The following is a 16233-nucleotide window of genomic DNA, read 5'->3' as shown; positions in this document are numbered from 1 at the left end:
TGCGCTGAATTCAACGCTTCACAATCGATTGCATGACAAGTCTTGCAATCGATTGCGAAAAGCGTATGAGGCGATTCTGGGCTTCATAGAAAGCCACCGCGCAGGGAGGATATCTTGAAAGCACGTTACATTTTGCTCGCCGGAATCGCCGCCACGTCCTTCGCGACGGTGGCCGCAGCGCAGACCACGCCCATCCAGGACACCCCCGTTCAGACCGCAGGCGTGTCAGACGACACCGCCGCGACGCCAGCGCCGATCGACGGCCAGGACGACATCGTCGTCACCGCGGTCGCGCGCGGCACCAACCGCCTCAACACCTCGATCACGACCAGCTCAATCGGCTCTGACGCGCTGATCCAGCTCGCGCCGCGCACCTCGGGCGAGCTGTTGCGCAACCTGCCCGGCATCCGTGTCGAGGCCTCGGGCGGTGACGGCAACGCGAACATCTCGGTCCGCGGCTTGCCGGTCGCGTCGGGCGGCTCGAAGTTTCTCCAGCTTCAGGAAGACGGGCTGCCGATCCTGGAGTTCGGCGACATCACCTTCGGCAATGCCGACATCTTCCTGCGCGCCGATTTCAACGTCCGCACCGTCGAGTCGGTCCGCGGCGGCTCCGCCTCGACCTTCGCGTCCAACTCGCCGGGCGGCGTGATCAACTTCATCTCGAAGACCGGCGAGCAGGAAAGCGGCGCGTTCCAGCTGTCGAGCGGCCTCGACTACCGCGAATTCCGCGTCGATTTCGACCAGGGCGGCAAGCTCTCGGACAGCGTCACCTATCATGTCGGCGGCTTCTACCGGATCGGCGACGGCCAGCGCGAAGTCGGCTTCGACGGCGTCAAGGGCGGCCAGCTCAAGGCGAACATCACCAAGTCGTTCGACAATGGCGGCTATGTCCGGCTCTACGGCAAGTATCTCGACGACCGCGCGATCGGCTATCTCCCCAACCCGGTCCGCGTCACGGGCAGCAACAGCGACCCCGATTACAGCAGCATCGCCAATTTCTCGATCAACAACGGCACGCTGCACAGCGCCAACATCCGTACCGCGCAGACGCTCGACGGCAACAACCGGCTGACCACGCGGTCGATCCGTGACGGCCAGCACCCGGTCGTCTATTCGGCGGGTTTCGAGACGCAGATCCCGCTCTCGGACGACTGGAACATCGTCGAGCGGTTCCGCTATGCCGACATCTCGGGCGGCTTCACCTCGCCCTTCCCCGCCAGCGTCGATTCGGCGCAGTCGATCGCCAACGGCATCGGCGGCGCGGGCGCACAGCTGTTCTACGCCAGCGGCGCGCAGGCGGGTCAGCGCATTGCCGACCCCGCCTCGCTCAACGGCAACGGCCTGCTGGCGAACGTCGTCCTGTTCGACGTCGATCTGAAGAGCCTCAACAACATCACCAACGACATCCGCCTGAACGGTTCGCTGCCGTTCGCCGGCGGGTCACTCGCGGTCACCGGCGGCTTCTATGCCTCGCGCCAGGACATCAAGAGCGACTGGCTGTGGACCTCGTCCGTCCAGACCGTCGCGGACAATGGCCGGTCCGAGCTGGTCGACGTCCGCACCGCGGCGGGCGTGCCCGTGACGCAGAACGGCGTGCCCGGCTATTCGGCGAGCTTCTTCGGCAATTGCTGCCGCCGCTCCTATGACCTCGACTATACGACCTACGCACCGTTCGCGCAGCTCGGGCTCGAGCTCGGCCGGTTCAACATCGACGGGTCGCTGCGCTATGATTTCGGTCGCGCGCGCGGCAGCGTCGCCGGCTCCGATCTCGGCGCCGCGTTCGGCAGCGGCATCACGACGTTCGACATCAACGGCGACGGCATGATCTCGGCCGCGGAGCGTCAGGTCGCGGTGATCCCCAACGCCCGCTCGCCGCTCGACTACAACTATGACTACCTGTCCTATTCGGGTGGCGTGAACTTCCGCCTGACCGACAGCACCGCGGTGTTCGGTCGCTACAGCCGCGGCGGGCGTGCCAATGCCGATCGCCTGTTGTTCGGCCCCTCGATCAACACCACGACGGGCGGGCTGACCGACCAGGGCGCAGCGGTCGATTTCGTCCGCCAGCTCGAGGGCGGGTTCAAGTTCCGCCAGGGCGGCGTCTCGCTCTACGCCACCGGCTTCTGGGCACGCACCGAGGAACAGAATTTCGAGGCGACGACGCAGCGCTTCTTCAACCGCGAATATGACGCCAAGGGCGTCGAGATCGAGGGCCGGATCGCACGCGGACCGTTCTCGCTCTCGGCCGGCGGCACCTATACCGATGCCGAGATCACCCGCGACGTGCTCAACCCCGGGGTCGAGGGCAACCGCCCGCGTCGCCAGGCCAAGTTTATCTATCAGGCGACGCCACAAGTCGATTTCGACCGCGTGACGATCGGCGCGAACGTGATCGGCACCACCGACAGCTATGCGCAGGACAACAATGTCCTCAAGATGCCGGGCTATACGCAGGTCAACGCGTTCGTCTCGATCCGCCCGGCGGACAATGTGACCGTGTCGGTGAACGGCAACAACCTGTTCGACGTGAAGGGCATCACCGAGGCCGAGGAGGGTGCGATCCCGACCAACGGCATCGTCCGCGCCCGGTCGATCACCGGTCGCACGATCTCCGCCGCCGTCCGCTTCAGCTTCTGATCGGCTGACCCAGGTGCGCGTATCCTCCCCCACCGGGCGTCGCCTCGCGGCGCTCGGTCCCCGCCTGCGCCGCCAGCTCGAACGCCTGTATGGCAGTACCGGGCTGGCGATCTGGCCGCGGCTCGAGGCGATCCTGCGCGAGCGGGCCGCCGGACGCCCCGCCGCGATGGCTGCCCTCGACGAGGCGCGGCTTGCCGACCCAGACTGGTTCGTCGCGCCCGACATGCTCGGCTATTCGACCTATGTCGACCGGTTCGCCGGAACGGTCGAGGGTCTGATCGGGCATGTCGACCATCTCGAATCGCTCGGTGTCCGCTATCTCCACCTGCTCGCGCTGTTGAAGGCGCGCGAGGGTGACAGCGATGGCGGCTTCGCGGTCGCCGACTATCTGTCGGTCGAACCACGGCTGGGGACCATGGCCGATGTCGAGCGGCTGGCCGCACGGCTGCGCGAGGGGCGGATCAGCCTGTGTGTCGATCTCGCGCTCAACCATACCGCCGACGATCATGCCTGGGCGCAGGCGGCGCGCGACGGCGATCCGCATTATCGCGCCTTCTACCACGTCCTTAGCGACGACGAGGCGCAGGCCTATGAGGCTGACCTGCTGCAGGTCTTCCCGACCACCGCACCGGGTAATTTCACGCCTGTCCCGGCGATGGGCGGACAGGTCTGGACGACCTTCTACCCGTTCCAGTGGGATCTGAACTGGGCCAACCCTGAGGTCATGCTCGCGATCGTCGACACGATGCTGCGGCTCGCCAATCACGGGTTCGAGGCGTTCCGGCTCGACTCGATCGCCTTCCTCTGGAAGCAGCTCGGCACCGATTGCCGCAACCGGCCGCAGGCGCATTACATCGTCCGCGCACTGCGCGCCGCGCTCGACATCGTCGCCCCCGCGACCCTGCTCAAGGCCGAGGCGATCGTCCCGACTGCGCTCGTCCCGCCCTATTTCGGCGCGGACGAGGGGTCGGACTGGGATGGCGGGTTCGAGCCCGAATGCCATCTCGTCTACAACAACTCGCTGATGGTCGCCGGCTGGGTCGGGCTCGCCGAGCAGTCGGCCGCGCTGCCCCACGCGATCGTCGCGGCGAGCGGTGGCCTGCCGCGCGGCGCGAACTGGCTCAGCTATGCGCGCTGCCATGACGATATCGGCTGGGGCGCGGTGATCGGCGACCTTGCCGGGATCGATCCGGACCCCGTCGCGCGGCTGACCATAGCGGCGAAGTTTCTCGACGGCGCGGAGGGCAGCTGGGCGCGGGGCGAACCGTTCCAGTCCGACGGTTCGGTGCTGCACGGCTCGAACGGGACGATGGCGTCGCTCGCCGGGCTCGAGGCCGCGCGGACCGATGAGGAGCGCGAGCATGCGTTCCGCCGCATCGCGCTGCTCAACGCGCTGTCGATCGCCAGCGGCGGACTTGCCACGCTCTATATGGGCGACGAGGCCGGCCTGCTCAACGACCACAGCTATCGCGACGATCCCGATCGCGCGCATGAGGGGCGCTGGCTGCACCGCCCGGTGATGGACTGGGATGCGCTCGACGGCGCCGCCGCCCGGCGGATCTCCGGCGACATCAGGGCGTTGCGCGCCGCGCGCATCGCCAGCGGCGGGGCCGGCGCGCCTGCGACGATCGCCACGTCGACGCCCGCGCTGCTCGGCATCGCCTGTGGCAGCGACCGCGTCTTCCTCAATTTCTCGCCCCATGCGGTCCAGGTCGGCGATCTCGCCGGCTGGCACGACCGGGTGGCGGATACCCCCATCGGAGACGACGCCATGATCGGTCCCTGGAGCGTGCTTTGGGCAGGACCCTCGGCATGACCGCCGCCCCGCCGCTGTTCGGCTGCATCGAGGCGGGGGGCACCAAGTTCGTGCTCGGCGTCGCGCGTGATCCCGACACCGTCCTCCGGACCGCACGCATCCCCACCACCACGCCCGACGAGACGCTTGGCGCCGCGCTCGAATTCTTCACTGCGGCGCAAGCCGAATGGGGCGCGGTCGACGCGCTCGGCATCGCCTCGTTCGGCCCCGTCGATCTCGATCGCTCGTCACCCGGCTGGGGCCGGATCGTCGACACACCCAAGCCCGGCTGGAGCGGAACCGATCTGGTCGGCCCGTTCTCGCGCGCGCTCGACTGCCCGGTCGGGTTCGACACCGACGTCAACGGCGCGATCCTCGCCGAGAGCCTGTGGGGCGCCGCCACCGGCGCGGACATCGCGGTGTACGTCACCGTCGGCACCGGCATCGGCGGCGGTGCGCTGGTCGAGGAACGCCCGGTGCATGGCAGCCGCCACCCGGAAATGGGCCATATTCTCCCCCGCCGGCATCCCGACGACCGCGACTTCGCCGGCACCTGCCCCTTCCACGGCGACTGCCTCGAAGGACTGGCGAGCGGACCCGCGATCGCCGCGCGCTGGGGCGCGTCACTGTCGGAGCTCGGCCCCGATCATCCCGCGCATGACATCGTCGCCTATTATCTCGCCCAGCTGGTCGTCGCGCAGCAGGCACTGCTGTCGCCGCGGCGGATCGTCCTCGGCGGCGGCGTACTGGGAACCCCCGGGCTGCTCGACCGGGTTCGCGACCATGCCGCGCGTATGGCGAACGGCTATTTCGGCACCCACGATTATGCCACCCTCATCGTCGCGCCGGGACTTGGCGACCGCGCCGGACTGCTCGGCGCGCTGGCACTCGCACAAAGGGCGCGTCGATGACCAAACCCCGTCTGTCGCTGATCCGCCTCATCGAGATGAATCTCGGCTTTCTCGGGCTGCAATTCTCGTTCGGCCTTCAACAGGCCAACATGGCGCCAATCTACGGCTATCTCGGCGCGGACGAGGCGAGCCTGCCGCTGCTCTGGCTCGCGGGGCCGGTGACCGGGCTGCTGATCCAGCCGCTGATCGGCGCGATGAGCGACCGGACCTCGACCCGGATCGGGCGGCGGACCCCCTATTTCCTCGTCGGCGCGGTGCTGTGCAGCCTGTGCCTGCTCGCCATGCCGTACAGCCCGACTTTGTGGGTCGCGGCCAGCCTGTTGTGGGTGCTCGACGCCGCCAACAACGTGACGATGGAGCCCTACCGCGCCTATGTCGGCGACCGGCTGCCCGATGATCAGCGCGCCGCGGGGTTCCTGACCCAGTCGGCGTTCACCGGCCTTGCGCAGACGCTGTCCTATCTCGCGCCGTCGCTGCTCGTCTGGATCGGCTTCAACAAGGATGCGGTCGACGGGAACGGTATTCCCGACATCACGCGGATCGCCTTCCTGATCGGCGCGGTGCTGTCGCTTGCGACGATCCTCTGGTCGGTCCTGCGCGTACCCGAGCTACCCTTGCCCGAGGAGGAAAAGGCGCGGCTGGCGAAGGAACCGCTGACGCTCGGCGGCACGCTGCGCGACCTGAAGACCGCGCTGGTCGAGATGCCCCGGCCGATGCGCCAGCTCGCGCTCGCCATGCTGTGCCAATGGTATGCGATGTTCGCCTATTGGCAGTTCATCACCTTCGCGGTCGCGCGCTCGCTGCACGGCACGGCCGATGCGAAGAGCGTCGCGTTCCGCGACACCGTGCTGACGGTCGGCCAGCTCGGCGCCTTCTACAATGCGGTCGCATTCTTCGCGGCGATCGCGCTGGTGCCCGTCGCCCGCCGCTTCGGTGCGAAGACGGCGCATGCCGGCTGCCTGCTCGCATCGGGCGTCGCGATGCTGGCGATCCCCGGCATCCGCGACGAGGCGGGGCTGTTCGTCGCGATGCTCGGCATCGGCATCGGCTGGGCGAGCATGATGGGCAACCCGTACGTCATGCTGATCGACATGATCCCGCCCGAACGCAACGGCGTCTATATGGGCATCTTCAACATGTTCATCGTCATCCCGATGATCATCGAGAGCCTGACCGTCCCGCTCTTCTACCAGTCGCTGCTCGGCGGCGACCCGCGCAACATCCTGTATGTGTCGGGTGCGCTGATGGTGCTCGGCGCGGCCGCGACGATGCGGGTCCGGATGCCCGCGACGGCGACGGCGACGCGAGCTCCGTCGTAACGGCGGGCCCGGGCGTCAGCCGACCGCGGTCGCGTGGATCGGCATCAGCGCTGCGCCGATCGTTGCGGCCGCGCCCTGCAGCGTCGATACCGAGATGCGCGGCGGGACGCTGCAATGGTCGCCGATGTGCATCGCGCCGAAATCGATGTGGCGGACCAGCGCGTCGAGGATCGGCGTCGGCAACGGGCTCGAGATCACGAATTCCCCCGGATCGATCCAGGCGATCCCCCAGTTGATGATCGGCCCGATCTGCCCCGCGGCCCGGCGCACCCACGCGTCGACGACCGGCTCATAGCCCTGGATCACCCGGTCGAAATCCACCAGCGAGTCGATCGCGCAGCCCGCCTCGCGCAATGTCGACAACAGGTCGAGCGTCGAGGGGCGCGGCGCGCTGGTCGGGTAGAGGCAGCCGATCTCCCCCGCGCTCGCCATCGCCCCGCGCAGGATGCGCCCCTCGACGATGATCCCCGCGCCGATCCCGTGGCCGAGCAGGATGACGACCGCGGTCGAACAGCGCCGCATCAGTCCGCCGACATAATATTCCGCGAGCGCCGCCGCGTTCGCGTCGTTCTCGATCCACACCGGGTGGCCGATATCCTCCTCGAACAGCGCCTTCAGGTCGATCCCGCGCCACGCCGCCAGACTGTCGACCGTCCAGCGCCGCGTCCCCTCGATCGACAGCGCCGCACCCGGCACGCCGATCCCGACGCCGAGTAGTCGCCGGCCGAGCAGCCGGTTCGCGATCGCCATCTCGTGCATCGCAGTCGTCACCCGCTGCGCGAACACGCGCGGATCGGGATCCTCGAACGGCGCGGACCGGTGCGCGATCACGCCGCCCGCATAATCGACCAGCGCCACCTCGAGCAGCCCGCGGTGGAGCATCGCCCCGACCCCGTATCCCGCCTCGGGCGAAATCTGCAGCGGGACCGCCGGGCGGCCAGGCGCGACCGGGGCCGCCCCCGGGCATTCCTCGATCAGCCCGTGCGCGAGCAGCGTCGCCGACAGCCGCGTGATCTTGGTCGCGCTCATTCCCAGATCGGCGGCGAGATCCTTGCGCGACCGTGCCCCCCAGGACCGCAGGATCTGCATCACGCGCCGCTCGTCGTCATCCAGCCTCAACCGCGCCATCGCCATCCGCCCACGTCCCTTCGCCGCACCGGATAGCTGATTAGTTTATTTCGTGAAATTAATTAATTTTGTCATATTCCCCGACCAACGGCTGACATATCAATCGGGTGGGAGAAACAATCATGACAAAACACGGCTTGCGTTCGGGATGTGCGCTGATCGCGCTGGGGATTGCGGCACAGACGCCGGCCTGGGCACAGACGGCGCCGTCGGCCCCCGCCACCACCGCGACCGCTGCCGACCCGGCGAGCGATCCCGCGCAGCCCGATCCCGCCCAGGCTGAACCCACCCAAGCCGACCCCGTAGCCGGCACCGACATCATCGTCACCGGCTCGGCACGCGAGCAGCGTCGCTTCGACGTCTCCTACGCGGTCAACTCGCTCAGCAACGCCGACATCCAGAAGCTCGCACCGCTCAACTTCGCCGATCTGCTCGGCAAGCTGCCCGGCTTCGCAGTCGAGAACACCGGTGGCGAGGTCCAGAACATCATCCGGCTGCGCGGTCTGCCCAGCGACGGCGGCCTCGTCACCTTCCAGCAGGACGGCCTGCCGCTGTTCCACGAGAATGACGGCAACTTCTTCCGCGGCGACAGCCTCAACCGCTTCGACCTGATGACGCAGCGCGTCGAAGTCGTGCGCGGCGGCCCCGCCCCGGTCTATGCGAGCTATGCCGCCGCGATCGTCAACAACATCACCGTCTCGGGCACCGACACGGTGCGCGGCAAGGCGCAGCTCACGCTCGGCGACACCGGCCTCTACCGGATCGACGGCTATCAGGCCGGGCCGATCGACGACTCGACCTATTACGCGATCGGCGGCTTCCTTCGCCGCCACGACGGCTATCGCGACAACGGCTTCCCCAACGACCGCGGCGGCCAGGTCCGCGCGAACATCAAGCATGACTTCTCGAACGGGTCGCTGCGGGTGTCGGGCAATTACCTGAACGACCACAACGTCTTCTACCTGCCGATCCCGACCGCCGACCCGCGCGATCCGTCCAAGTCGCTCAACCAGTATATCGACTTCTTCAGCGGCACGATGAACTCGCCCGCTTTGCGCAACGCGACGATCCGCTACCGCGAGGCCGACGGCACGACGCGCAACGTCGGCGCCGATCTCGGCAATGGCCGCCATACGCAGTTCGGCAATGTCGGCGTTCAGTATGACGCCGATTATGACGGCTGGAAGGTCGCCGCCAAGGGCGGGGTCAGCATCGGCAAGCTCCACTTCAACGCGCTCTATTCGACCAGCAATCCGTCCGACGCGACCGCCTTTGCGGGCAGCTATCTGACCGCCGCACGCACCGCCTTCGGCGCGGGCGTCACCCGCCTCGGCTATGCGATCGCCGGCACCGACGGCGCCGAGGTCTATGACCCCAATGCAGCCTCCGGCCTGGTCGTCCCCGCACAGTTCCGCGACGTCACGTCGAAATTCTACTCGACCCAGGGCGATCTCAGCGTCACCCGCTCGATCGCGACCGGCTTCGGCACGCATGACCTGCGCGTCGGCGTCTATGGCAGCCTGTACGGCGAAACCAACGAGGTCGCCTATCAGGACTATCTGCTCGAGGTCCGCGGCAAGCCGCGCACGCTCGACCTGATCGCCTATAACGCCGCCGGCCAGGCGCTCGGCTCGGTGACCGACAATGGCGTGCTGCGCTATACGACCACGCTCAACCGCGGCAACACCGACGCGTCGATGTATGCCTTCTACGCCAACGACACCTGGGAACTGACGCCGGGGCTTAAGATCGACGGCGGCATCCGTCACGAACGCTACAGCTTCGACGGCTATGCCTTTGCGACGACCTCGGCCAATCTCGGCGATCCGACGACGCTCGCCGACAATGCCGTGCGCGCCTTTACCGGCCAGATCATCCGCTCCTCGCTCGCGCCCGACATCACCAACTGGACCGCGGGCATCAACTACGACGTCACCCGGCATCTCGGCGCCTATGCGCGCGCGTCGCATCTCGAAACCCCGCCCTCGACCCAGGTCACCTATCAGATCAACCCGACGATCCTGACGCCCAAGGCCAACCAGTATGAGGTCGGGCTGAAGGCGGCGTTCGGCCGGTCCTATCTCTATGTCATCGGCTTCTACACGCGCTACGACCCGCTTAACGCCTCGTTCGTCGCGCTCGACCCGGTCACCGGCCGCAACGACCAGTCGGTGCCGTTCGTCGGCAAGGCGGACATCAAGGGGATCGAGATCGACGGCAATCTCGCACTGCCCTACGGCTTTGCGATCACCGGCGCGGTCACGGTCAGCGATCCGAAGTACAAGAGCCTCGTCAACGCGAACGGCGCCAGCGCAGGCGATGTCGAGGGCAACCAGCTCGTCCGCGAGCCCAAGGTCTATGGCAATATCCGCCCCTCGGTCGATTTCGACATCGCGGGCAATGCGGTCCAGCTCTATGGTCGCTACGAATATGTCGGGAAACGCTATGTCGATTTCTTCAACAACACCGCGCTGCCCGCCTATGGCACGGTCGGCGCGGGCATCACGTTGACGCGCGACACGTGGCAGATGCAGGTCGTCGGCGACAACATCTTCAACGCCAAGGGCCTGACCGAGGGCAATACGCGCACCGACCAGCTCAGCGGCCAGGGCACCGCGGACGCGATCTACGGCCGCCCGATCTTCGGTCGCAACGTCCGCCTCGTGGTCAGCAAGTCCTGGTGACCGGCCTGCGGTTGATCCTCGCGCTGGCGCTGGCAGGCAGCGCATCGGTGCCGCTCGGCGCGCAGGGACCGACACAGGCAACGACCGGGCAGATCGGGGCAGTCGGGCAATCCCCCGACGCCCCGATCGACGCGCTTTCGCAGCGCCTGTTTCCCCGGCTCGTCGCGTTGCGCACGACGCAGGGCTGGGCGCAGGCGCTCGACCGCGACCCGGCGATGCGCACGCTGCAGGCCGCCCGCACCGCACGGCGCGCGGCATGCGGCACCACAGCCGTCTGCACGATCGAGGCGGCGATCTGGACGGCCGAGGATCGCGCCGCGCTCGTCGCGATCCTCGACCGGCTCGCGGGCAAGCGCGGGCTGCCGCCGCTCGCGGCGAACGCGGACCTCGCACCGGTCGCGGCGATCGATGCCGAGCTCGACGGGCTGAACGCGGTGCTTCGCGTCTATGGGCTCGGCCATCCGTCACGCTATCCCGTGATCGACGGCCCCGTCTTCACCCCGGGGGTCCCGTATTTCGCCGACGGCATCGCGGTCGGGATCGAGTTCGCCCGCGCCGCCTCGGGCGCCGCCCCCGACACGCTCGACGGCAGCGTCGCGCTGGCGCTCGCGCTGCTCGATGGCAACGACGCGACCGCGGCGACGCTGTTCGAACCGCTCGACGACCGCGAGAATGCCGGCGTCCGTGCCGCGGCCGCCCGCACCGACTGGGCTGCCTTTCGCTATACCGCGCTGATCGTGCCCGGCGTCGGGCCGGAGGACAGCGCCACACGGCTCAGCCCGCGCAGCAAGCTCCACGCGCTGCTCGCCGCGCAACGCTATCGCCAGGGCCTCGCCCCGTTCATCCTCGTCTCGGGCAGCGCGGTCCACCCGCGCGGCACCCGCTTCGTCGAAGCCGTCGAGATCCGCCGCGCGCTGATCGAGCGCTACGCGATCCCCGCCGATCGCATCATCCTCGAACCCTATGCGCGGCACACGACGACCAATCTGCGCAACGCCACGCGGCGGATGGCCGCGCTCGGCATCCCGCTCGACCGGCCGACGCTGATCGTCACCGACGCGCAGCAGAGCGCCTATATCGAAAGCCCGACCTTCACCACGCGCAACACCGCTGAGCTCGGCTACATGCCCGGCACGATCGGCCGACGGCTGTCCGTCTACGACCTCGAATTCCGCCCGTCGCGCCAGTCGCTCCGCCAGGATCCCCGCGATCCGCTCGACCCATGACCAATATCCTTCAGCGGTCAGACCCCGCAAACACAAACTCCCCAACCCCAACCCCCACCCCGGCGAAGGCCGGGGCCCAGTTGGGGAACACCAATGATCGGGGACAACGCGCGTGCCTCCCCGCCATCCCGACCGCGTTCCGGCCGTCACGGTCGAGACGCATCCTCACCCATCCGCTCCTCCTCACCCTGCTCCTAACCCCCGCCGCAGCCGTCTCCGCCCAGGACACCCCCGCCGATCTCGTCGCCCCCTTCGTCGGGACACTCGCCGATTTCGGCCAGCTCACCCCCGCCGCGGTCGCGCCGTTCGGCATGGTCCAGCTCGGCCCCGACACCAGCCCCGCCAACCACGCCGGCTATGATCACGCGGCGACCACGTTGCTCGGCTTCTCGCACACGCGCGGCGTCGGCGTCGGCTGCGGCGGTGCAGGCGGCGACCTGATGATCGCGCTACGCTATGCCGGCAGCGACGCTGCTCCCGCAAAAGTCGACAAGACCAGCGAACGCGCCCGCGCCGGCACGTACAGCGTCCGCTACGACGCCGGCATCCTTGCCGAGACGACCGCGACGCGCGGCGGCGGCGTGCTGCGCTTCACCGTACCGCGTGCAGGGACTCTCGACCTGCGGATCGACCCGCGGCGCAGCTATGCCAAACGGCTCTCGGCCAACTGGGCACGCCTCGACAGCGACGATCTGCGCGCCGATCTCGTCGCGGGCACCGTCTGCGACCAGGGCGCCTATCGGCTCCACACCGCCAGCCGGATCCGGATCAACGGCCGCCTCGTGCATCGCCGGCTGAGTGTCGGCACCGGCGATCTGGCGACGCTCCGCCTCGTGGCCCGGGCGGGGGACCGGATCGAGATCCGCACCGGCCTGTCGAGCGTCGACGGCGGCGGCGCGGCGCTGACCCGCGACACCGAACTGGGCGACCGGCCGTTCGCGACCATCGCCGCGGCAACCCGGTCCGACTGGAACCGCGTGCTCGGACGGGTGGTACCGACCGGCCCACGCGACCGCCGCGCGCTGTTCTACACCTCTCTCTACCGAGTCATGCAGACCCCGGTCGCGATCGACGATCCGGACGGCCGTCACCGCGACAAGGGCGGCCGCATCGCCGTCTCCCCCAGGGGCACGACGCGCTATGCGAGCTGGTCGCTCTGGGACAATTACCGCACGCAGATGCCGCTGCTGGCGCTGCTCCAGCCCGAGCGCAGCGCCGACATCGCCGCCTCGCTGGTCGCACTCTATGCCGGCGGCAAGCCGCAATGGTCGACCCGCGACGAACCCTTCCTGACGGTGCGCACCGAACATGCCGGAATCGCGCTGCTCGATATGCACCGCAAGGGGATCGCGTTCGACACGGACGCGGCGCTTACCGGCATGGTCGCGGACAGCGCCACACTCAAGCGCGGCACCCCCGACGAACAGATCGAGGCTGCCTATGACGACTGGGCGACCGCCGAACTCGCACGCGATCTCGGCCGCACCGATCTCGCCGCGCGCTTCACCGCCAAGGCGCTGTCCTACCGCCCGATGTGGCGAACCGTGTTCCAGTCGCCCGGCGCGGACGGCGACGTCGTCAAGGCGCGCGGTCTCTACCAGGGCACGCTGTGGCAATATCGCTGGGCGCCGGTCTTCGATCTCGGCTGGATCACCCAGACGGTCGGGCGCGCGCGTCTGCTGGGCGAACTCCAGACCTTCTTCGGGCAGGGCCTGTTCAACATGACGAACGAGCCCGACATCCACGTCCCCTGGATGTTCGCCGCGCTGGGCGAGCCCCGGCCGACCGCGGATCTCGTCCGGACGATCCTGAGCCGGCCGATCGCGCATCCCTATACCAACAGCGGCAAGCTGGCGGTGCCGTTCGTCGGTCGCAGCTTCGCGCTGGCGCCGCAGGGATTCGCCGACGGGATGGACGATGACGCGGGCGGCATGACCGCCTGGTACGTCTTCGCATCGCTCGGGCTCTATCCGCTCGTACCGGGTGAGCCCTGGTACGTCCCGACGACCCCCGCGTTCGAACGGGTCCGCCTCGATCTCGGCAAGGGGCGCGTTCTGCTGATCCGCCGCGACGGCCCAGCGGACGGCGTGGTGCAACGGGTGACCCTGGACGGACGCGCGCTGTCCACGACGCGGATCGACCATGCCGATCTGATGCGCGGCGGCACGCTGGTCGTCACCACGCAGGCGCCGCCCACGCAAAATGTCCCGCAACTGCAAGACAGCCGCGCTAGGGTCGCGGTCGATGGCATGCTCCACCCCCGATAACGCGGCCGTCGCCGCGCCGCCTGCCACGGCGCGGATGCTCGGCTATGCGAGCGGCAATTTCGGCAAGAACCTGCTCGCGTCGACGATGGACGTCTTCCTGATGTTCACGCTGACCGAATATTGGGGGATATCGCCGCTCGCCGCCGGGCTGATCGTGATGCTCGGGCTGGTCTGGGACGGGCTGTGCAACCCGCTGCTCGGCCGCATCCTCGACCGCGCCACCGACCGCGCGGGGATCTACCGCCGCCTCCTCGTCATCGCCGCCCCTGTCGTCACCATCCCCTTCACCATCCTCTTCCTCCTCCCGACTCCCCAACCGCCCTTCATAATTCCTTGGGCGATCAGCCTCGTACTGGTCTTCCGCACCGCCTATGCGACCTGCGATGTCGCGCATAATGCGCTGATGATGCGGATGACCGGACCGCGTGGTGCCGCGACGACGCTGTCGGCCTTGCGGTACATGTTCAGCTGCCTCGGCGCGCTGGCGGTCGCCGGCTCCGCCCCCGCCTTTGTCGACCCCGCGCTCGCAGGGGGTCATCGCCTCATCGCCACCACGGCCTGTGCCGCCCTCGCCTATGTCGCGACTTTGTGGCTGGCCGCCGCATCGGGGCCCGCCGCCGCCCCAGCGCCGCCGCGAACACCGGCCATCCCGCAAACGCCGCTCCGGGTCTGGATCCTCGGTAATCGTCCGTTCTGTGCGCTGCTGGTGTTCGGTTTCGCGCAGGCGCTGACGCTGCCGGTCTTTGCGCGATCCTTCGCCGATATCGGCAAGGGGGTGATCCACGACCCCGACTGGACCGCGCGCGCGCTCACGACGCTCGCGCTGTCGCAACTCGTCATGCTGCCGGTCTGGGTCGGAGCGAGCCGGCGCGCCGGCCAGCACGGCGCTCTTGCAGCAGCGCTGATCCTCGTCGCGATCGGATCGGCGGTGTTCGCGACTGGACCGCGCGGCATGATGGCCGGGATCGCGCTGTTCGGCGCCGGGAATGCGGGCGTGCAGATGATGATCTGGGCGCTGCTCGCCGACGCGATCGATCACGGCGAGCGCCGGACCGGGGTCCGCCTCGAGGCGGTGCCGGTCGCGTTGCTGCTCCTGACGCTGAAGCTGGGTGGCGGGATCGGCGGTGCGCTGTTCGGTCAGGGCCTCGCCCTGGCCGGCTGGACCGGCACCGCACCGCTCGACGAGACCGGCGGCGGACAACTGCTGGCCATGGCGTGGGCGATGCCGGTGGCGGGGGCGGTCATCGGCGTCGCGATCTTGTGTTGCAGATCCGTACCGGTGCGGGACGTTCCATCATCCTTGCAGCGCGCAGCCTGCCCAAGAGCGCGAGCAGATCCCGCGCCGGATAGCGGCCGGCCGCGTCGTCGTCCATCGCCGGGCGCGTCGCGATATCGAACCATGCCGCGCATTTCGCGGTCGCCATCTCCGGCGCATCCCAGCGCTCTCCGACGCCTTTCCGGGGGCCGCTCCTTACAGTTGCTGAAACAAAGTGTTGGACGGCAGATACTGTGGAGAATAATAGACAGTGTACAGCCTGGCATGCGGACCCGGCGCTTGGTCGAGAGGAGCAGGATTATGAAATCAGCATCCACGATTCGGTTTGGACATCTGGCACTTTGCGTCGCGCTTTCGGCGACGACGCTCTCCGCCTGCTCGAAAAAGGCGGCCGAGGAGCCCGCCGCGGGCGAAACCGCTGCCGCCGCGCCGGAGGCCGCTACCGCAAACGCCGCGGCTCCGGCTGAGGCTGCCGCGCCAGCGGCGACCGCATCCGCCGCCGCGCCCGCCGCCGACAATGTCGACACGCTCAGCGGCGTCAAATTCGCCGGCTTTACGGGCGATGCCGCCAAGGGGAAGACCGCGTTCATCACCTGCCAGACCTGTCACGCGGTCGAGGCCGGCGTGAACAAGATCGGCCCCTCGCTGCACGAAGTGGTAGGCCGCGCCGCGGGAACGGTTGCCGGCTACACCTATTCCGCCGCCAACAAGAATAGCGGGATCACCTGGACCCCCGAAAAGCTGTTCCAGTATCTCGAAAAGCCGCAGCGCGTCGTCCCGGGTACCAAGATGGCGTTCCCGGGCATCCCCGATCCGCAGAAACGCGCCGACGTGATCGCCTATCTGCAAGCCGGCGGCTGAGCAGAACCGCCGCCCCTGCCCCACCGGTCCCGCTCCTGCCTGTTGCGGGACCGGGCGGGATTGGTCGCAGCTTCGCTTGACCCCGTGACCATGGTCCGGTCGCCGCAGGGCAGGGTGCGAAACGCCACG

General features: G+C 68.4%; 9 protein-coding genes. 8 read left to right on the top strand and 1 reads right to left on the bottom strand.

Going from position 1 to position 16233, the window contains the following annotated elements:
• The first annotated feature begins 114 nt into the window (after positions 1-114).
• From IFT54_RS18000 to IFT54_RS17985, 4 genes are read left to right on the top strand one after another with little or no spacing between them, the layout of a single operon-like run.
• Positions 115-2637, top strand: coding sequence for a TonB-dependent receptor domain-containing protein (locus tag IFT54_RS18000; protein ID WP_192071622.1), 2523 nt, complete (start codon positions 115-117; stop codon positions 2635-2637).
• Between the two features lie 13 nt (positions 2638-2650).
• Positions 2651-4453 (top strand): alpha-amylase family glycosyl hydrolase, encoded by a 1803-nt coding sequence (locus IFT54_RS17995; RefSeq protein ID WP_192071621.1) that lies wholly within the window; start codon positions 2651-2653, stop codon positions 4451-4453.
• Positions 4450-5343, top strand: coding sequence for an ROK family protein (locus IFT54_RS17990; protein WP_192071620.1), 894 nt, complete (start codon positions 4450-4452; stop codon positions 5341-5343). Before IFT54_RS17995 ends, IFT54_RS17990 begins: the two co-directional genes overlap by 4 nt.
• A complete protein-coding gene (locus IFT54_RS17985) occupies positions 5340-6662 on the top strand; it encodes an MFS transporter (protein WP_192071619.1) in 1323 nt (440 codons plus the stop codon). The genes IFT54_RS17990 and IFT54_RS17985 overlap by 4 nt, the downstream gene beginning before the upstream one ends.
• 15 nt (positions 6663-6677) lie before the next feature.
• Here IFT54_RS17985 and IFT54_RS17980 read toward each other — a convergent pair whose 3' ends face one another.
• Complete coding sequence (locus IFT54_RS17980) at positions 6678-7790, bottom strand: ROK family transcriptional regulator (protein ID WP_244649184.1); 1113 nt, start codon at positions 7788-7790, stop codon at positions 6678-6680.
• A gap of 122 nt (positions 7791-7912) precedes the next feature.
• On the opposite strand from IFT54_RS17980, the gene IFT54_RS17975 reads away from it, so the two are divergent.
• The 4 genes from IFT54_RS17975 to IFT54_RS20950 all read left to right on the top strand — a co-directional run bounded on the left by IFT54_RS17975 (position 7913) and on the right by IFT54_RS20950 (position 16104).
• The gene (locus IFT54_RS17975) at positions 7913-10474 is read left to right on the top strand and encodes a TonB-dependent receptor (protein ID WP_192071617.1); all 2562 of its coding nucleotides are present in this window, start codon (positions 7913-7915) and stop codon (positions 10472-10474) included.
• Positions 10471-11700: an ElyC/SanA/YdcF family protein gene (locus IFT54_RS17970; RefSeq protein ID WP_192071616.1), complete on the top strand. Its 1230-nt coding sequence runs from the start codon at positions 10471-10473 to the stop codon at positions 11698-11700. The genes IFT54_RS17975 and IFT54_RS17970 overlap by 4 nt, the downstream gene beginning before the upstream one ends.
• Positions 11701-11780: 80 nt before the next feature.
• Entirely contained in the window at positions 11781-13967 is a 2187-nt protein-coding gene (locus IFT54_RS17965; RefSeq protein ID WP_244649182.1) for a glycoside hydrolase domain-containing protein, read from the top strand.
• Positions 13945-16104 carry an MFS transporter gene (locus IFT54_RS20950; RefSeq protein ID WP_192071614.1) on the top strand — a complete coding sequence of 720 codons (2160 nt, stop codon included), beginning with the start codon at positions 13945-13947 and terminating at the stop codon, positions 16102-16104. Before IFT54_RS17965 ends, IFT54_RS20950 begins: the two co-directional genes overlap by 23 nt.
• Positions 16105-16233 lie beyond the last annotated feature (129 nt).

This window comes from Sphingomonas sp. CFBP 13714 (assembly GCF_014842205.1).
GTDB classification, from domain to species: domain Bacteria; phylum Pseudomonadota; class Alphaproteobacteria; order Sphingomonadales; family Sphingomonadaceae; genus Sphingomonas; species Sphingomonas aerolata.
The sequence above is the reverse complement of the archived record's forward strand: the minus strand, read 5'-3'. Positions and strand labels throughout refer to the sequence as shown.

Coding starts and splice junctions, on each gene's coding strand:
- IFT54_RS17990 (WP_192071620.1), top strand. CDS start 4,450: ATGACCGCCGCCCCGCCGCTGTTCGGCTGCATCGAGGCGGGGGGCACC.
- IFT54_RS17985 (WP_192071619.1), top strand. CDS start 5,340: ATGACCAAACCCCGTCTGTCGCTGATCCGCCTCATCGAGATGAATCTC.
- IFT54_RS17980 (WP_244649184.1), bottom strand. CDS start 7,790: ATGGCGCGGTTGAGGCTGGATGACGACGAGCGGCGCGTGATGCAGATC.
- IFT54_RS17975 (WP_192071617.1), top strand. CDS start 7,913: ATGACAAAACACGGCTTGCGTTCGGGATGTGCGCTGATCGCGCTGGGG.
- IFT54_RS20950 (WP_192071614.1), top strand. CDS start 13,945: ATGGCATGCTCCACCCCCGATAACGCGGCCGTCGCCGCGCCGCCTGCC.